15 protein-coding genes are annotated in these 19,277 nt (G+C 43.6%); 10 read left to right on the top strand and 5 right to left on the bottom strand.

Annotated features, from left to right (window positions below; all coding sequences use genetic code 11):
• Nucleotides 1–59: 59 nt before the first annotated feature.
• Nucleotides 60–1,586, top strand: a complete 1,527-nt coding sequence (locus BLS23_RS14635) for a BCCT family transporter (RefSeq protein ID WP_089653664.1) — start codon at nt 60–62, stop codon at nt 1,584–1,586.
• 110 nt (nt 1,587–1,696) lie between these two features.
• Here BLS23_RS14635 and kynB read toward each other — a convergent pair whose 3' ends face one another.
• From kynB to recQ, 3 genes are read right to left on the bottom strand one after another with little or no spacing between them, the layout of a single operon-like run.
• Entirely contained in the window at nt 1,697–2,326 is a 630-nt protein-coding gene (gene kynB, locus BLS23_RS14630; RefSeq protein ID WP_089653661.1) for an arylformamidase, read from the bottom strand.
• Nucleotides 2,327–2,340: 14 nt separating this feature from the next.
• Nucleotides 2,341–3,618: a kynureninase gene (kynU, locus tag BLS23_RS14625; protein WP_089653658.1), complete on the bottom strand. Its 1,278-nt coding sequence runs from the start codon at nt 3,616–3,618 to the stop codon at nt 2,341–2,343.
• 19 nt (nt 3,619–3,637) lie between these two features.
• Nucleotides 3,638–5,779, bottom strand: coding sequence for a DNA helicase RecQ (gene recQ, locus BLS23_RS14620; RefSeq protein WP_089653760.1), 2,142 nt, complete (start codon nt 5,777–5,779; stop codon nt 3,638–3,640).
• 112 nt (nt 5,780–5,891) lie between these two features.
• Between recQ and BLS23_RS14615 the strand changes: the two genes are divergently transcribed.
• The 4 genes from BLS23_RS14615 (at nt 5,892) to BLS23_RS14600 (ending at nt 10,879) form a co-directional block, all read left to right on the top strand.
• Entirely contained in the window at nt 5,892–6,827 is a 936-nt protein-coding gene (locus BLS23_RS14615) for an NADP-dependent oxidoreductase (protein ID WP_089653654.1), read from the top strand.
• A 761-nt stretch (nt 6,828–7,588) separates the two neighbouring features.
• A complete protein-coding gene (locus BLS23_RS14610) occupies nt 7,589–9,049 on the top strand; it encodes a circularly permuted type 2 ATP-grasp protein (RefSeq protein ID WP_089653651.1) in 1,461 nt (486 codons plus the stop codon).
• Nucleotides 9,042–10,004, top strand: coding sequence for an alpha-E domain-containing protein (locus BLS23_RS14605; protein ID WP_089653650.1), 963 nt, complete (start codon nt 9,042–9,044; stop codon nt 10,002–10,004). Before BLS23_RS14610 ends, BLS23_RS14605 begins: the two co-directional genes overlap by 8 nt.
• Nucleotides 10,005–10,027: 23 nt before the next feature.
• On the top strand, nt 10,028–10,879 hold the full coding sequence (locus tag BLS23_RS14600) for a transglutaminase family protein (protein WP_089653647.1): 852 nt from the start codon (nt 10,028–10,030) through the stop codon (nt 10,877–10,879).
• Nucleotides 10,880–10,917: 38 nt separating this feature from the next.
• On the opposite strand, the gene brnQ is transcribed toward BLS23_RS14600, so the two are convergent.
• Nucleotides 10,918–12,237, bottom strand: coding sequence for a branched-chain amino acid transport system II carrier protein (brnQ, locus tag BLS23_RS14595; RefSeq protein WP_089653644.1), 1,320 nt, complete (start codon nt 12,235–12,237; stop codon nt 10,918–10,920).
• Between the two features lie 524 nt (nt 12,238–12,761).
• On the opposite strand from brnQ, the gene BLS23_RS14590 reads away from it, so the two are divergent.
• Nucleotides 12,762–14,618, top strand: coding sequence for a cation:proton antiporter (locus tag BLS23_RS14590; protein WP_089653641.1), 1,857 nt, complete (start codon nt 12,762–12,764; stop codon nt 14,616–14,618).
• A gap of 39 nt (nt 14,619–14,657) precedes the next feature.
• Here the strand turns inward: BLS23_RS14590 and BLS23_RS14585 are convergent, their stop codons facing one another.
• Nucleotides 14,658–14,840 (bottom strand): SE1832 family protein, encoded by a 183-nt coding sequence (locus tag BLS23_RS14585; protein WP_089653638.1) that lies wholly within the window; start codon nt 14,838–14,840, stop codon nt 14,658–14,660.
• Between the two features lie 127 nt (nt 14,841–14,967).
• Here BLS23_RS14585 and BLS23_RS14580 point away from each other — a divergent pair, with 127 nt between their 5' ends.
• The 4 genes from BLS23_RS14580 (at nt 14,968) to BLS23_RS14565 (ending at nt 19,002) form a co-directional block, all read left to right on the top strand.
• Nucleotides 14,968–15,813, top strand: coding sequence for a GNAT family N-acetyltransferase (locus BLS23_RS14580; protein WP_089653635.1), 846 nt, complete (start codon nt 14,968–14,970; stop codon nt 15,811–15,813).
• Between the two features lie 219 nt (nt 15,814–16,032).
• The gene (locus tag BLS23_RS14575; protein ID WP_089653632.1) at nt 16,033–16,590 is read left to right on the top strand and encodes a TRAP transporter small permease; all 558 of its coding nucleotides are present in this window, start codon (nt 16,033–16,035) and stop codon (nt 16,588–16,590) included.
• 31 nt (nt 16,591–16,621) lie between these two features.
• Nucleotides 16,622–17,887: a TRAP transporter large permease gene (locus BLS23_RS14570; protein WP_089653629.1), complete on the top strand. Its 1,266-nt coding sequence runs from the start codon at nt 16,622–16,624 to the stop codon at nt 17,885–17,887.
• Nucleotides 17,888–17,964: 77 nt separating this feature from the next.
• Nucleotides 17,965–19,002, top strand: coding sequence for a DctP family TRAP transporter solute-binding subunit (locus BLS23_RS14565; RefSeq protein ID WP_089653757.1), 1,038 nt, complete (start codon nt 17,965–17,967; stop codon nt 19,000–19,002).
• Nucleotides 19,003–19,277: the final 275 nt, after the last annotated feature.

The raw sequence follows: 19,277 nt of genomic DNA, 5'->3' as shown, positions 1-19,277 counted from the left end.
AAGAGTGATAAAGTTGTAAATTGTGCATTCAAACACATTATGAATTAAAGGAGACAACTATGGAAAATAAAACATCAGGCCGTATTGACTGGCCGGTATTTGTAATAAGTGGAGGATTATTAGTCCTTTTCGTTATTCTTGCACTCATTGATATTGATTTGATTGAAATGATCGTTAGTGAAAGCTTCGCATGGTCAGCCAAGTACTTCGGTGCTTTTTGGCAAGTGCTCATGCTTGCCACATTCTTTGTTGGATTATATTTAGCCTTTTCACGTTATGGAAAAATAAGAATGGGGGATATGGAAAAGCCTGAACTGGGATTATACAAATGGCTATCCATCATTATGGCAACACTGTTGGCCGGCGGAGGTGTTTTCTGGGCTGCCGCTGAACCGATGTGGCACTTTTTGACTGTACCCCCGTCTCAGTCTGGAATTGAAGCCGGGACAGAAGCAGCAATCAACCCGGCCCTCGCGCAAAGCTTTATGCACTGGGGATTCCTGGCATGGGCTATTCTTGGTACGATTAGTGCGGTTGTCATGATGTACGGTCACTATCATAAAGGAATGCCAATGAAGCCTAGAACGTTGCTGTATCCGATTTTCGGCGAAAAATTACGCCACAGTTGGATAGGGACGATCATTGATGCCTTCTCCGTCATTGCTGTGGCGGCAGGGACGATCGGTCCAATTGGTTTCCTTGGTCTGCAAGCGAGCTACGGACTTCAGGAAATTTTCGGGATACCTAATCAGTTCAGCACACAGTTTTCCATTATTTTTGCCGTTGTAATCATCTCGACGATTTCAGCAGTCACTGGTTTATATAAAGGGATACAATTTTTAAGTAGCTTCAACGTCCGCATGGCCATTGGGCTAATGGCGTTCATCGTCATCTTTGGACCAGGTGGTTTTATCATCGACCACTTCTTAGCAGGATTTGGTTATTATGTTGATCAATTCATTCCTATGAGTACGTATCGAGGAGATGAAGGTTGGCTATCTCTATGGACCGTATTCTTCTGGGGCTGGTTCATCGGGTATGGACCGATGATGGCCATTCTTGTCAGCCGTATTTCAAGAGGCCGGACAATAAGAGAGATCATCATTGCCGTATCTGTTTTTGCTCCTGTTATTTCTACGTTCTGGTTTACAGTCCTAGGTGGATCCGGAATCTTCTTTGAATTGAACAATCCTGGTTCTGTATCCAACGCACTGAATGAAGCAGGCAACCCGGCAGCCATGTTTGCCATTACAGAACAGTTCCCATTGGCAAGCGTGATTTCGCCGCTATTCTTGCTTCTAACGATCCTATTTGTCGTAACGACGAGTGACTCCATGTCCTACACGATTGCCATGGCTGTCACAGGAGAAGGAAACCCACAAAGCTGGCTTAGAATCTTCTGGGCCGTATTGATGGGCGCGATCGCTGTGATTCTGTTAATTACAGGAGACAGTGGGATTACACAGCTGCAAAACTTCATTGTCGTCACAGCTGTTCCAGTATCCATTCTTCTACTGCCAATGATTTGGCTCGCACCAAAAGTAGCGAAGAAGATGGCGATCGACCAACGAATCACGAAGAAATAATATAGGCTTACACTAAAAACACCTAGGGGATCCCTAGGTGTTTTTAGTACAAAATCTTCAGCTATATGTCAGTATCTTTGAAAACTTGATTACGGGATGTTTATTTGAGGCTAGGATGCTTCGATGGTTCGTAAGACGGCGCGGACGGGGCTGCCGTCGGCTTGCTCCATTTTTAATGGAAAAGCAAAAAGCTCATAAACTCCTTGCGACACCTGAGAAAGATCAATCCCTTCAAGAATCAGGATATCATTCTGGTACAGCGTGTGATGGCCTTTCAACTCTTTACTTGTTTCAGGGTCAACAGAAGGAGTATCGATGCCGATAAGGTCGATGCCTTGCTTTTTTAAAAATGGACCTACATCATCACCGATGACCGTGTAATGATCAGGGAAGCGGGTGCGGTCTTTCCAACTGTCCGTATGGAACAAAACTTTACTTACCTGACTCAAGTCTACGCCTTCCAACAGCTTTTTAGTGATGACAGGGTCATCTTTTACGGAAACGACCAGAGCTTGACCGGAAAATCGATCGACGGGAAGATCTGCGATTTTTAAGCCAGCTGAATCATAGTGATAGGGGGCATCCACGTGGGTCCCAATATGGTTGCTGCCTTTGAATTGGCCGACATTGACCGATCCCGTATCTTCCATGGACCACGTCAGCTTGTATTCAAACGGCTCGTCTCCCGGCCAGGGAGGCGTATCATTGTTCAGTGGCATTGTAATATCGATAAATTTCATTATCACAAACCTCCTTAGGCGATGGTGTCTCTTTCATTTTTGAATTGCTTTTGTTTTTCATTCTCCATGATGTCTTTCAAGCGTAACACGACGTCATACACATCTTCGTAAGACGTATAAAAAGCGATCGGGGCAAGGCGGATGACATTCGGTGAACGGAAGTCGGGAATGATGGCTTCTTGTTTTAATGCTTTACAGATACTTGCCGCCTCGTCATGGACGAGACAGACATGGCCTCCACGGCTTTCATCATTCAAAGGGTTGCCGATTTTGAAGCCATAACCTGAAAGCTCCTGGTGGATAAGGTCCATCAGTAAACGAGTGAGCTTTAGTGATTTTTCTCTAATCTGTTGAATGCCCGCTTCTTCAAAAAGTTCCAATGACCCTATGAGAGGCGCTGAACTGAGCACATGAGGCGTTCCGATTTGGAATGCTCCTGCGGTTTCTGCAGGAGTTAGTTCGTGGCTCATATCGAACTGCTTGTCTTTGTCCGAACTGAACCAACCTGCAAGTCCTGGGCTTTTGCCGAGGTGTTTTTTGTTCACATACAGTCCGCCGACCCCGCCAGGTCCACTGTTCAAATACTTATACGTACACCAGACAGCAAAGTCGACGCCCCATTCGTTCAAGCGGTGAGGAAGAGCACCGATCGAGTGGGCAAGGTCAAAGCCAACGATGATGCCATATTCATGAGCTGCCCTTGTTATTTTTTCAATATCGAGCAGTTGGCCACTACGATATAAAACGGAAGGCAGGAGAAGTACAGCGATGTCTTCGTCCATTTCTTTGATGATGGTATCTTCCGATAACGTATAGCCATCCACACTTTGGACACGAATCAAGTGTTCTTCCGGGTCTAACCCGTGCCATTTGATTTGGCTCTTCATGGCGTGAATGTCAGACGGGAAGTTTAGTTCATCTGCGAGGATTTTCGTCCGTTTTCCTTCTGGCTTATAAAACGTCGCCAGCAACTGATGAATATTTGATGTAATAGAACCGGTATTGATGACTTCTTCTGGTTTCGCCCCGATGAGAGGAGCAGTCAGTGCCCCGATTTTTTCTGACATGTAAAACCAAGGTTCTTCTCCTTCGGTCCATCCTCCGATGGCATGTTTCTTCCAATCATTCAGGGAGGTTGAGAGGGTTTCTTCAGAACGTTTCGAAAGCAGACCTAGGGAATTTCCATCCATGTAATAAAATCTTTCTTGGTAAAATTCACGTTTGAAAGGTTGAAGCGGGTCATGTTGGTCCAATGCTTTTACATCTTCTCTTGAGATTACAGGTTTAGTCATAAATCTTCCTCCTCAACTATCATTCATCCATCAAGTTATGCTTCACAAGGACGGCCTTGATCATAGAGTAGGAATACCCCTCAGGCAGAGATTCTTTCAAGGGTTTCAATTTATGTTCCTCCATTTGATCATAGGCCTGCACAATGTTGCTTTCTTGTTCTTCATCAAACCATCGGCTCCAATCGATCTCATTTCCTTCTTTTCCAGCTCGGAAAATATGGTTCTCAATCGTTTGTTTGCCTATACCCCTTTCTTTGGCTATGTCTTTCACATCATTTCCTTGTATCCAAAGGTCGTAAGAAATATGGTGACTGGGGCGGTCATCAAACGGGTCTTTCTGTTGGATTGAAGGTTCGGTCGAACGAACCGGCGTAGGCTTCGTCTCCGTCTCTTGTGCCCAAGGTCGTAATTTCTCAAGAAACTGTTCTCCATACTTCTCGAATTTCTGCTCCCCTATTCCTTTGATGTTCATCATCTCTTCTTTGCTTTCTGGGAGATAGATGGTCAAGTCTTTGAGTGTGGCATCAGAGAAGATGACGTAAGGGGGAAGGTTGCTTTCATCTGCAATCGATTTACGTAACTGTCGCAACTCTTCGAAGTATTGCTCATTGTATTCGGTTTTCTGTTTTTTCGTTGTGGATTCAACAAGCATAAGAACAGGCTGGTTGCCTTTAATGACAGAAACGGCTTCATTCGTCAACTTTAATGAAGGATAACGTCCTTCGCCTGTCGATAGGTAGCCTTCCGCCGTTAAAAACTGAATGAATCGAGTTAATTCTTTTTCTGTATAATTCGGCATAATGCCATAGGTCGATAAATCTTGGAATCGAAACTGTTTCACTTTTTGGTCAGAAGAACCTTTGAGTACCTTCGCTGTCAGGCCGGCTCCGAACCTTTCGCCCATACGTTTCACACAGGATAATACCATTTGCGCTTCTTTTGTCATATCCTGCTCTTCACCATCGTGGGTGCAATTCGTACATTTACCACAAGGCTCGGATTCTGTCGGATCATCAAAATAGTCAAGAATGTATTGCTGCAAACAGGAGTGGGTATGGCAATAATTCACCATCGCCTGGAGTTTCGTGTACTCATCCTTTTTCTTTTCTTCATTTGGTGACTGGTCGATCAAAAACCGTTGCAGGTTGATATCCTGACTTGAAAAGAGCAATACACAATCACCAGGCTCACCATCACGGCCGGCACGACCAGCTTCCTGGTAATAAGATTCAATATTCATCGGCATGGAATAGTGAATAACATAACGGACATTTGATTTATCGATGCCCATCCCGAAGGCGTTGGTTGCAATCATCGTGGTGATTTCATCCTGAACGAAATCCATCTGTGCTTGCTTTCTTTGATGCTCTGTCATTCCTGCGTGATATTTTCCAGCAGCAAATCCTTTTTTCGTTAAAAGGTAATGAAGCTGGTCAGCATCTTTTCGTGTGGCTGTATAGATGATGCCGGATTCATTGGGAATCTGAGTCAAATATTCGCTGATGAATTCTCGTTTGTCACGGCCTTTGATAATACGAAAAGATAAGTTGTCCCTTGCGAATCCAGTATTAATGACGTTTGTATCCTCGACATCGATCAACTCTTTAATGTCCTTAATTACTTCCTGGGTCGCGGTAGCGGTTAGAGCCATAAGGACAGGAAGGTTTGCAACTTTTTTCAAGGTAGGAACAATCGATCGGTAGCTTGGACGGAAGTCATGTCCCCATTGGGAAATACAGTGCGCTTCATCAAAGGCAATCAACGAAAGGGGAATGCTGTTGATAGCGGCCAAAAAGTTGGGTGAGTCAAACCGTTCAGGAGCGACATACACAAAGGAATAGCGGCCGTTTTCCATATCCCGCAGCCTTTGTTGCTGCTCTGTATGAGAAAGGGAGCTATTAATATAAGTAGCGGCCACCCCATAGGAATGGAGGGCATCCACTTGGTCTTTCATCAAAGAAATCAAGGGGGATATGATGATCGCTGTTCCTTGCAAAGTGAGTCCGGGGATTTGATAGCAGAGGGATTTTCCGCCTCCTGTCGGCATGACGGCCAGTGTGTTCTTTTGATCTAAAACATGAGTAATGGCCTCTTTTTGACCAGGGCGGAACGAGGAATAACCGTAGTATTGGTGGAGAATTTTTTCGGCCTGTTGAATCATCGTGATCATCCTTTTATACATAATCTTCTTTCTTCCACATCTTATCATGTTTCACGTGAAAACTGTGGGGAAAACTATAGAAGTCATACCTCTTAAAAGGAGCGATTATAATATGAAAGCCATTGTTATTGAGCAATATGGAGATAGAAATCAACTAAAAGAAAAAGACGTGGATTTTCCTGTTCCAAATGAGAACCAGGTCATCGTGGAATTGCACGCAACATCGATCAATCCCATCGACTGGAAGCTTAGGGAAGGTTACTTAAAAGAAATGCTGGACTTTGATTTTCCTATCATTTTAGGATGGGATGCTGCAGGAATCGTCGCAGAGATTGGTTCTGCAGTGGAAAACTTCAAAGTAGGAGATCGAGTTTTTGCTCGTCCGGATACAACACGATTCGGAACGTATGCAGAGTACACAGCAGTGGATGAACATCTTCTAGCACATCTTCCTGAGAACGTTTCTTTTGAGGAAGCGGCAGCGGTGCCATTGGCAGGACTTACTGCATGGCAATGTTTAGTGGATTTTAGCGATATCCAGGAAGGAGACCATGTGCTCATACATGCAGGGTCAGGTGGTGTCGGCCATTATGCCATTCAAATTGCGAAGCAAAAAGGTGCTTATGTAGCAGCGACAGCCAGTGGAAAGAACCAGGAGTGGGTAGAGAAACTGGGTGTCGATCGTTTTATCAATTATAAAGAAGAGGAATTCTCAGAGGTGTTAAGTGATTACGATATCGTCCTTGATACTCTTGGTGGAGAAATCCAGGAAAAAAGCTTTTCTGTCCTGAAAGAAGGTGGGCGTCTTCCGTCCATTGTCCAGCCACCGGATGAAGACCTCGCTGCCAAACATGGAGTGAAAGCAGGATTCGTCTGGCTTGAGCCGAGCGGAGAGAAACTGACAAAACTCGCTTCCATGATGGAAGAAGGAGATTTAGTATCTGTCATCGGACATCGTTTCGACCTCAGCGAGGAAGGTCTAAAAGAAGCCCATAGCGTCAGCGAAACCCACCACGCCAAAGGTAAAATTGTCATCAACATCAAATAATGTCTACCATTTCCCACCGGACCAGCTCATCCCTTAAAACAGATGAGCTGGTCCGTCTTTCATCAGAAAACCTCTACGTAGTTTTCACTTAAGCTCCCGTTTATGGAAGACTCGATTTCGAGATAACCGGGGTTCGTGTTTGCCGGAATGGGAGTCAGGGGTGGTTGAGAAGCCACTCGCTTTCCTGTGGGGGAGCGCCGAGCTTCCTCAGGCTATCGCCTTCCGGGATCTCGCCTATCTCCTTCTCCCACGGGAGTCTCGCAGCTTCCCAACCACCCCATTCGATGCATGTGAGAAACGAACCCCTTTACCACAATGGTGCGTCTCCCACCCTCACTTAGATGCAGGAATAAAGCGCTCTATATCAAGCTTTCATATTCGGATTCACACTGGGGAGAGTATTATATTATCCACTTCGCTTGAGCATACCAGCAGAGTTTCCGAGAAATGGTTTCGAGACACTTCCATGGTAAAAGGGCGGAGGGGAATGGCGAGACTCCTGCGGGAAAAGAGTGCTAGGTGAGACCCCGCAGGACGGAGTCCGAGGAGGCTCAACGCGCTCCCGCGGAAAGCGAGTCATTCCCCGCAGCCCTATCCACTTACACAAAAATCTCGAAACAGAGTCTTCCACAATCTTGCCATTTACTTTAATAACTCTCATAAGAAACGACAATTGTTGTGTAAATTTTCTTACAATTTATGAGTGGGTGGAGTAAACTAAGGGTAAAGGATTTGTAGTAAGTAGGAATGGAGGAGAGGTCGTGCTAACTAATTATCAAACGGGTGTTTACTTTGATGAAATGATGAAACAGGGTGGTGAGCCGAAGAAACACTACCAATGGTTTTATCAACTGGTCAATCAATTTACAGAACGCGATTTGATGAAAAAGCATGAAACAGCTCAGCTTAATTTTCTTAGACAAGGCATTACATTCACCGTGTACAACCACACAGGAGGTACAGAGAGAACGATGCCGTTTGACTTTGTTCCGATCATCATTCCGAGGCAAGATTGGGAAGAGATTGAAAAAGGGATGAAGCAGCGGATGACCGCGCTCAATAATTTTTTAGAAGATATTTATCATGATCAGGAAATTGTAGAAGCGGGAGTCATTCCGAGAGAGTTGATCGAGAACAATCCTTATTACTACAACAAACAAGTCAGTGGCATAGATATCCCTTTAAGGAACCATATATTCCTTGCAGGAGTAGATTTAATTAGAGATGAAAAGGGTCAATACCGGGTATTGGAAGATAACTTGCGTAATCCTTCAGGAATGTCTTATGTTTTCCAAAATCGGTATGTTATGAGACAAGTGTACCCCGAATTGTTCTTCCAACATTCTATCGAAACATTGGAGCATCAGTTGTCAGAACTTCACCAGGCGGTAACCAGCCATCTGCCTGCCAATGCAAACCCTCATAAATCGCCCACCGCTGTTTTATTGACGCCGGGGATTTATAATTCTGCTTATTATGACCATGTCTTTCTTGCTCAACAGATGGGAATTGAACTGGTAGAAGGAAGAGATATGATTGTCAAAGATGATGTTGTTTACATGAAGACCATCAAAGGGTTAAAACGTGTGGATATCATTTATAGAAGAATTGACGATGATTTCCTTGATCCGGAAGCGTTCCGTCCTGACTCTGCTCTCGGAGTACCCGGGTTGCTCAGGGCTTATCGAAAAGGAAATGTATCGATACTTAACGGCATAGGCAATGGCGTTGCCGATGACAAGGCGATGTATGTTTATGTACCTGATATGATCCGCTTCTACCTTGGGGAAGATCCGATTATCCCGAACGTTGAAACATACTTCCTTAGTGATCCTGAACGTCTGGATTATGTGCTGGATCACATTCATGAACTGGTTGTGAAAAATGTCGGTGCGTCAGGCGGGTATGATATGTTAATTGGTCCGCAGTCGGATGAAAGTGAACGTGAGGCGTTCAAGAAGAAAATTATAGAAAATCCTCATCAATATATCGCTCAACCGACCATTAAATTATCAAGGGCTCCTGCGTATCAGGAAGGTAGATTTTATCCATGTCATGTAGATTTACGCGTGTTTGTCATGAATGGAGAAAAGACGAATGTACTTCCTGGAGGGTTATCACGAGTAGCTCTTAAAGAAGGCTCCCTTGTTGTGAACTCCTCTCAGGGTGGGGGAGGAAAAGATACGTGGATCTTGACAGAAAGTGGTGATCAACATGCTTAGTCGTGTAGCAGATTCTCTTTACTGGATGTCCCGAAACATAGAACGAGCCGAAAACAATGCAAGGGTACTCAGTGTCCAGCTCATTCATATGTTGGAGGCACAAAATCAGGAGGCAGCGGATCGGGACTGGGAAGAAATTGTGGAAGTCTGTGCGTCCGCGAAAGATTATTACAACCTGTACGATCGTTTAGACAGGGAAACACTGATCCAATACTTGACCATCAGTCCATTTAACGTCAATTCTCTTATGAATAGCATGAATTATGCCCGAGAGAATGCCCGTTCGACAAGGGATATCCTTCCCGAAGAACTTTGGGAAGTGTTAAATGCATTCCATTTGGACCAAAAGGATTGGCAGGAGCTCCCGAATACGAGGCAGCATACCCAGGATTACTTGGCTCAAGTGATTAAAACTTCGATGACATCACAAGGAGTCATTGAGTCCAGTATGAGCCGTGGAACTCCTTATACTTTTATTAAAGTTGGGAAATGGTTGGAGCGCGCTGAGAAAACAGCAAGAATATTGAATGTGACCTGTGAAAAGAACAGAAAAGAAGCCGATATCCCGACAGATCATTACTATTATTGGCTGACAGCTCTGCAGTTTCTGAATGGATATGATGCGTATATTAAAGAACACCCACCTACAATGGAATCGAAGCATGTCCTCAGCTTTTTAATTAAAGAGAGGACGTTCCCAAGATCGATCCGATACTGTATGGATCATGTCCTCGAAGCGGTTGACAAGCTTGAAGGTGGGAAAATCTCTCACTATTCTGAGGATCTTTTCCAAATGCTTGAACTCATTCAGGAAGAAATTACGAGTACGAACATTGAGGAGATGGATATGAATGAGCTGATGTCGTTTCTCGACCACTTCCAAGATCGATGCATGACACTGAGTCGCATGTTCTCACAAACCTATTATTTAATTGAACCCGTACACGCCAAGTAAAGGCTATCCAGGAGGAATACGCTGTGAAATTCCAAATTGAGCACACCAATACGTTTTATTATGATAATTTTGTCGATCAGAGCATGAATCATATCCGCCTGAAACCGAGGACGGATGAATGTCAGAGGCTGCTTGCTTACCGGACTGAAATCACTCCAGGATCGATGACGAAAGAACATATCGATCTATGGGGGAACCATGTGGAGACTTTTTTCATTCCTGAGAAGCATGAACATTTAACATTAAAAACGACATCGACGGTCAGCATTCAAAAAAGTCCATTCATCCGTATGATCGAATGTTCGGATGAAATGCGTACAATCTTTCACTCGGAACTTTTCCGTCGCCATTACTTGGCTTATTTGAATGAAACACCGTATACATTCTTGTATAAAGAACAAATCGAAGAAATTTTCAATGAAGTTGGAGACGCCAGCGATCCAATCCGCTTTTCTTTAAGGTTGATGGAGTACATCAATCAATCGATCCGGTACGATACGACGACAACCCAGGTCAATACCAAGGCCTACGAATCATGGCCGTTAAGGAGCGGGGTGTGCCAGGATTATGCACACGTTATGATTGGGGTCTTAAGATCACAGGGGATACCAGCCCGTTATGTGAGTGGTTACCTGTATGTCGGAGAAGATTCAGCGCTTGTGGGTGATGCGGCCACACATGCTTGGGTGGAAGTGATGGTACCCGGAATCGGCTGGATTGGTTTGGATCCTACGAACAATGTGGAAGCGTTAGAACAGCACATCAGAATTGGTACAGGAAGGGATTATGCTGATGTCAGTCCACTTCAGGGAGTATATCGAGGCGGCGGTCAGAACCTTGATGTGAAAGTCAGCGTAACGCTTCTGGATCATTAAAAAAATCCCTCTCCACCATGGAGAGGGATTTTCATACGTTAACCGTTCTGAAAGCTTTCTTTATGACGGGGTTCTCCTTTAAAGTAATCAATCAAAAGCCCGACGACGCCACCAATAATGGCAGGGAAGACCCAGCTTAAATTCAATTCGAATAAAGGAAGTTGACTGATCAATGGCTCGATGCCAGAAACATCGGCGCCAAAAGCCACGAGTCCGTCATAGACCCCTATGATGGCAGTCAACAAAATGGCTCCTCGATACACATAAGGAGAGTGGTTAAAGAGCGGGCTCATGAATGTAAGGGCTACGAGAACAATGGTGATCGGATAAACGAACACAAGCACCGGGACAGAATAAGCGATGATTTGATTCAATCCGATATTGGATATAGCGAAACTGATCAGAGTAACTACGATGGTGACATGTTTATAAGTAAGCCCTGGCACACGTTTTGAAAAGAACTGGCCACAGGCGACGGTCAGACCGATACATGTCGTCAAACAGGCAAGTCCTACAATCACACCAAGTAACAGCGTTCCTACATCTCCATACATGATTTGTGCAGCACCAGCAAGGATGGCACTTCCATTATCAAAAGACCCTTCCGTTGCCATTCTAGCTCCGATCCAACCAATGGCTACATAGACAGTGGCTAGACCGATGGCAGTCACTAAACCTGCTTTTAATGTTCGAATGGTCAACGTTTTAGGATCAGTAACCCCACGATCGCGGAAGGATGAAACGACGATAATACCGAAAGCAAGAGAAGCAATGGCATCCATGGTCAAGTAACCTTCAATGAATCCTGTAAAGAAAGGTTGTGCCTGATATTTTTCACCGGCTGGTTGAATAGGACCATCAAGCAGAAAGAAGCTTCCAATGACAAGACCAAGGATGGCCAAGAACAAAGCAGGGGTTAAAATTTGTCCTACGCGATCCACGAGTTTAGATGGATTGCGGCTGAGCCAATAAACGAGTACAAAAAATAAGACCGTAAAAATGAATAATGTCAACGATTTTCCGTTCGTAAATGGAACGATGCCTGTTTCAAAGGCGACGTTTGCGGCCCTCGGAATGGCAAAGAAAGGTCCAATGACAAGGTAGACCATCGATGTGAATAATAATCCGAACATCGGGTGGACGCGTCCAGCTAATTGAACAGCGCCGTTACGTACAAGCGATATAGCCGCTACGGTAATAATAGGTAACCCTACACCAGTAATAACAAAACCGAATATAGCCGGGAAGTAGGATGTTCCTGATTCAATACCGAGGGAAACAGGATAGATCAAGTTTCCAGCACCGAAAAACAAAGCGAACAATGTGAATCCAATAAAAATTGTGTCTCTTGCTTTCATACTGGCTCCTCCTCATAGATGTCTGTATATTTTGCGTAAAAAAAGCGCTCTTATCCAAAAGATGAGCGGCAATAATCAAGGCTTCTGCATGATTTTCATTATTGAAAAGTGAATGAGATTAACGCACCGCCGTAATACTATCAATGTCACACCTTTCTGTCAATTATTTTTTTAGAAAATTTAAAAGGTTATGATTACCATACCATTTTTTGTGGGATTGCCTTACAAATTAAGGTTTTACTCAGCAATATAGCAGGATTGTGAAAGACTTGATTTCGAGACTTTTGTTGGAGTTTAGGGGCTCTTCGAAAGACCCCACATCGTGTGGGGCCCCGCGGAAAGCGAGCCATTCCCCGCAGACCCCATCCGCTCAACAAAAGTCTCGAAACTGAGCCTTCAATTAAAGGGAGCTTTAGTGGGAAGTTTTTTACAGACAATTTAGTTTACAGATGAGGGAGAGGCATATAGAATATGTCTATATTACTCGAGGGTCGTACATACACCTTACAGAAGGAGACTGTTCAATGATAGATTCGTTACTCTTACAACTGATGTTAGTGGGGTTTCTCGGCGTAGGATCGCAATGGGTGGCCTGGCGCTTTCGGTTGCCTGCCATTGTAGTCATGTCCATCGCCGGTCTCTTAGCCGGACCTGTACTAGGCCTCATGAACCCTGAGCAGGACTTCGGAGAACTTTATAAACCGATCATATCTTTGGCCGTCGCCGTCATTCTTTTCGAAGGAAGCTTGAACCTGGATATGAAGGAAGTGAAAGGTTTAGGCCGCCCCGTGTTCAGGATCGTGACTTTCGGTGCGTTTCTAAGCTGGATATTAGGTTCATTAGCGGCTCATTATGTGGCGGGTTTATCTTGGGCTGTCGCTTTTACAATCGGGGGCTTATTCATTGTTACTGGACCGACTGTTATCCTGCCTCTATTACGTCAGGCAAAGTTAAAACCACGTCCAGCTAAAATCTTGAAATGGGAAGGAATCATTGTCGATCCGATCGGCGCATTACTTGCGGTATTTGCGTTCGAAATCATCCTATTCCTGACCAACAATGATCCTTCTGCGTTATTGATGTTCTTTGCCGCTTCCGCCTTTGCTGTCTTTCTTGGCTGGGTTTGCGGAAAAGGAGTCGGCTGGATGTTTGAAACAGGGTATATCCCTGAGTTCCTTAAATCCCCAGCCGTCTTTGCCGTTGTTATTGCTTGTTTTACGATTGCTGATGAAATCATGCATGAAACGGGTCTATTATCTGTAACAGCGATGGGGATGACTCTTGCAAATATGCATATCTCGTCCATTGCAGATATGAGACACTTTAAAGAAAATATATCCTTATTGTTGATCTCTACCATCTTTGTCATGCTGACCGCTTCCCTGACGGTTGATACGTTGGTAGAAATCTTCAACATACAGATTATTGGGTTTGTCGCTTTAATGTTGTTTATCGTCCGACCGTTGTCGATTTTTCTATCCACTGTAGGGACGGATTTATCTAAATCAGAGAAGCTTCTGGTCGGTTGGATTGCACCGAGAGGGATTGTCGCCCTGACGGTTGCCAGTTATTTTGCGAGTGTCCTTTTGGAGGAAGGATTTGAGGATGCATCGATTCTCATATCATTGACCTTTGCCCTTGTATTTACAACTGTTGTGGCCCATGGCTTTTCTATTGGCTGGCTTGCGAAAAAATTGGGATTATCGATGGAGGGACCTCCAGGAGTACTCATCGCTGGAGGAAGTGCCTTCACAACGGGTCTTGCCAAGACATTGGAGGACCTTAAGATCCCCGTTCTTCTTACGGATTCTTCATGGGAGAGACTGTCCCGAGCACGTTCCCGAGGAATTGAATCCTATCATGGAGAAATCTTATCGGAGCAAACCGAATACTATTTAGATATGACACCATATGAGTATCTAGTTGCCGCTACAGAATTAGATTCATACAATGCCCTCGTGTGTACGACCTTCGTACCGGAATTCGGTCGTAACAACTCATTCCAACTTAGTTTAAGCAATAAAGAGGGAGACGATTTGGAAGATCTTGTGCATACGATCGGAGGGAGAATCCTATTTGAAGAAGGGGCTTCCTGGGAAGAATTGAATGCTAGAGTGGAAAATGGCTACGTATTCCGCAAAACGACGATCACAGAACAGTATACCTTCAAAGACTACATGAAGAATATGGATCAACACGCCTTGCTCTTATTTGCGAAAAGGGCCTCAGGAAAAGTGGAGTTTTTCACTCCCGATATGGAGTATAAGGCAGAAAACGGTGATGTCATCGTTTCTTTAATGCCTCCAAGCAAAGAGTTTGAAAAGATCCAGGAGAAACTTGAGGGGCAGCGAAAAGAAAAAGAAAATCAAAAGAAATCTTAACATGAAAAGACGGAGGAAATCAGGTTCCTCCGTCTTTTTTTACTGCTCTGCCTGAGCTAGCTGCTTATTTAGTTCTTTTAATTCTTCTTCCATCCGAGCCAGCTGCTTTTCGGCATTTTGAATGTTTCCGCCGGCAGCTTCAAGTTTATCTAAATCTCCTTGAATACGGATATAGTCAGATTTTAAGAAAGCAATTTGATCTTGGATTTCTTTTTTTGTCATGGTTTATTCTTCCTTTCTTTATGTTGTTCTACTTGTCTTTGAGACGTATAATGGAAATAAAAATTCATCTTATTCAGAATTTTAACAAAAAACTGGTTTGAAGCAAAAAGAAAAGGGGTACTCATTGATGACTATAATTTATGAACACGACCCAATCAAGTTCCATGAACGAGTGGAAGCATTGCTACTGGATAAGGAAGCGGAAAACAACCTGCCTCTGGGGATTTTAGAACGTCTGAAAAAATCCCATGGGAAAGAAGCTTGTCATTTAATCAGCTTCCAGGACAATGGAAAACCTGTGTTCATGTCAATGAGAACGCCTCCGCATTTATGGATCATTCCTTCGCTCAATCATTGGGAGCCTGCTCATATTCGTGCATTTGTCCAGTACTTGGTTAAGGAAGAGCATGATGTCCCCGGTGTACTTGGAGAACGGAAAGCGGTGGAATTTTTCTTGAAAGAATGGATGCGCCATACCGGGCAGGAAGCAGAGCTGCAGATGGAGCAAGGAATATTCAGGTTGAATCAATTGAAAACGATTCAAAAACAAAAGGGTCAGTTAATTGAAGCAGACGCTTCCTATCAGTCCCTTGTCGAAAATTGGTTGGAACAGTATGGAAAGGAAACAGGAGAGAACCATGTAGCGGGACGAGCGAAGGAATTGGCTGAAAGTCTAATTGAGGATCAACGCCTTCATTTATGGATCGTCGATGGAACAGCCGTTTCCATGGCAAGTCGGGCTCGAACAACGAAGAATGGAGCCACAATCAATGCTGTGTTTACACCTGATCAGTATAAAAGGAAGGGGTATGCTTCTCAAGCCGTATGGCATCTGACAGATAAGCTGTTGCATAGTGGCTACTCTTTTTGTTCTCTCTATACGGACCTTGCCAATTCTACATCAAATTCCATTTATAAAAAGATTGGATATGAAAAAATAGGGGATTCAATTGTCTATTATTTTACAGAATAAGGAAAAGGTAATAGTGAAATTGGAGCATTCAGCATCTATGTTGAGCTATGTGGAACATATAAGCATCCAACAATTACAAGTTCCTTACAATGTGAAATATACATAAAATAAACGAAAAATTCTGTTTAAACTGATTTGAGTGAAAGGGAACAATTTCGGTATTATGTTTAGTAATTGACCTAAAAACTACCACACCAATCATTTAGGAGGATTACATAGTTGAAGGTATTAAAGGTAGTAGACAAAATCATTCTGAAGATCGAAGAATTCATATTAAGTTATGCGGTCATTATCATTGCATTGATGGTAGTCGGAAAAGCGATTATAAGGGAGACCTTCGGTTATTCGCTGCCATTTGCTGATGAAGTTAGTCAAATTGCTGTCGTCATTGCTACATTCATGGGAATTAGCTATGCAGCCAGAAAAGGACGCCACATCAGTATGTCGGCATTTTATGACTTGGCTCCTTTTAAGGCAAGAAAAGTATTAGCTATTTTTATTCCATTTGTAACGGCTATCGTCTTGTTCGTTCTTAGTTACTATTCTTGGTTATACGTAATGGATGTACGAGAATCGGGCAGGGTGACTTCTGCACTTCAAATGCCTGCTTTTTATTTGTACATCTTCATTCCCATAGGCTTTTTGCTCGGAGGAATTCAGTTCTTAAGAAACATGTGGGTCAATATTCGTAACCGGGAGGATGTGTATTTGGGAACGGATGCGAAAGATTACAATGATCAGGACACAACAGAAGAATTAGAAGGAACACACTTGTAACAAAAAATCCAAGTCCAGAAAGGGTAACGATATGATAGCGACTATGCTTATAATCATGGTGGTTCTTCTCTTTTTGAACTTCCCAATGATGATTCCGCTAATGGTTGCCCCATTAGTCATCATGTTCATTTATTTTCCTACATTGGATCCCATGATACTCATGCAGCAATTTTCTACTGGAATTGAAGCGTATGTACTGTTAGCTGTACCACTTTTCATATTTGCAGCTGATATTATGACCACTGGAAAAACATCGAATCGATTATTAGATTTTATAGGTTCATTTATCGGACATATCCGAGGGGGGTATGCGGTAACGACAGCTGCTGCCTGTACATTATTCGGAGCTATATCGGGTTCTACGCAGGCGACTGTTGTAGCCGTCGGTAAGCCCATGCGGCAAAGGTTGTTGAAGGTTGGGTACAAAGATTCCTCTGCCATGGCCTTGATCATTAACTCTAGTGATGTGGCTTTACTTGTACCACCTAGTATCGGAATGATCATTTATGGTCTTGTTTCCGGTACATCCGTGGGTGATTTATTCATAGCAGGTATTATCCCAGGGGTACTTGTCTTCCTTTGTTTTGCTATTTACAGTGTTATTTATGCAAAGGCAGCCAATATTCCACTTGCAAATAAGGCGAGCTGGAGTGAGCGTTTACAGATGACAAAGAAAGCGCTTCTGCCTTTAGGATTCCCTGTATTAATTATCGGAGGAATCTATACTGGTCTTTTCAGTCCAACTGAGGCAGCTGGTGTATCAGTGCTTTATGCCTTTATTCTGGAAGTGCTGATCTATCGTTCCGTACATATCAAGGACATACCTAAAGTCGCTAAATCAACAGGACTTGTTACATCAGCGGTCTTTGTCTTGGTGGCAGGAGGGCAGGCCTTTACATGGGTAATATCCTTTGCCAGGATTCCGCAAATGATTACGGAAACCGTGCTTGGTTCTGATCCAAGCGCCATCTATGTCCTGTTGATGGTGACAATTTTCTTCTTTATCGGCTGTATGTTCGTCGATCCAATTGTCGTCATTCTTATTCTGACTCCTATTTTCTATCCTGCCGCAATGAGCGCAGGAGTGGATCCTATACATTTAGGAGTTGTCATTACATTCCAAGCAGCATTAGGGTCAGCCACTCCACCATTTGGAGTTGATATATTTACAGCAAGTGCGGTATTTAATAAACCGTATTTACAGGTAATTAAAGGAACACCGCCGTATATCCTGATGATGTTTGTGATATCTGCTTTGTTAATATTCTTTGAAGAACTTTCACTTATTCTTTTGTAAGGGATAGAGTGAGAGCAAATATACAAAAATTAGGGGAGGTCATTTTTATCTTTAAGAAAAAGAATCTTTTAGCATTAATGACGTTAGTGGTTTTGGGCATGGTGTTAGCTGCTTGTGGCGGAAATGGTGAAGGTGATGGAAGCGCAAGTGGAGATGGAGGAGAAACATATAATTGGAAATTTGTAACAGAAGAAATTGACGGGCAAGTTCAATACGAATATGCTGAAGAATTTGCCAAACGTATGAATGAAAAAACAGACGGCGCCGTAAATATTGATGTATATGAATTTGGTGGCCTTGGAAGCGAAACTGACCAGGTGGAGCAGCTGCAAAGTGGTACAGTTGAAATGGCTGTCATGTCACCGGGCTTTACTGGGAACATGGTTAAAGAAGGACAGTTGTTTGCCCTTCACTTCCTTTTCCCGGATAGCGTAGAAACTACACAACAGATTTTGAATGATAGTGAAGCTTTGAATACCGATTTACGTGAGTTGTATGAAGAACACAGTATCTCACCTTTATCTTACTGGACAGAGGGTGCTATGCAGTGGACATCCAGTCGGGCAATCTCTGAGCCTGCAGACTTTGAAGGGTTGAAAATGCGTACACAAACTTCTCCATTGATTCTTGAATCTTATAAGGCTTATGGAGCAGATCCACAGTCTATGAGCTGGGGAGAGCTTTACACAGGACTTGATCAAGGAACAGTAGAAGGCCAAGAGAACCCGATCTTCTTTATCGGAGACGCTTCTTTCCATGAAGTACAGGATTATATGACGATTTCAAACCACAACAACTACGTCGCGATGACGACAGTGAATACAGATTGGTATGAGGGTCTGGATGAAGAAATGCAATCAACGATCGATGAAACTGTAGAAGAAATGCAGGACTGGGTATTCGAAGAACAAAAGAAACAGAACGAAGAATACCTTGAAGTCATTAAAAATGATACAGAAAACCCTACAGAAATTATCGAGTTGAATGAAGAGCAACGTAACGCATTTAGAGAGAAAGCGGCACCGGTGCGTGACTTCTATCGTGAGGAAGTCTCTACCGTAGATGGGCAAATCCTTGATAAGCTGCTAGAAGAAATCGATTCTTCCGGTCAATAATTCATGATAAAAAGAAATCCAAAGCTATGAGCTTTGGACTTCTTTTTTTATATACTCTTCAACTAAAGCTCCCTTTTCTGGAAGACTCAGTTTCGAGACTTATGTGTGAGTTTAGGGGCTGCGGGAAAAGGTTCGCTTTCCATGGGGCGGGCGGTGAGCCTCCTCAGGCTACGCCTTCCGGGGTCTCACCTGTCCCACACGTCCCATAGGAGTCTCACCGTTTCCCTCCGCCCCTTTGCCATATAAGTGTCTCGAAACCACTTCCAGAATAAGCT

It is taken from the genome of Halobacillus aidingensis, assembly GCF_900104185.1.
In the GTDB taxonomy this organism is placed as follows: Bacteria; Bacillota; Bacilli; order Bacillales; family Halobacillaceae; genus Halobacillus; species Halobacillus aidingensis.
The sequence above is the reverse complement of the archived record's forward strand: the minus strand, read 5'-3'. Positions and strand labels throughout refer to the sequence as shown.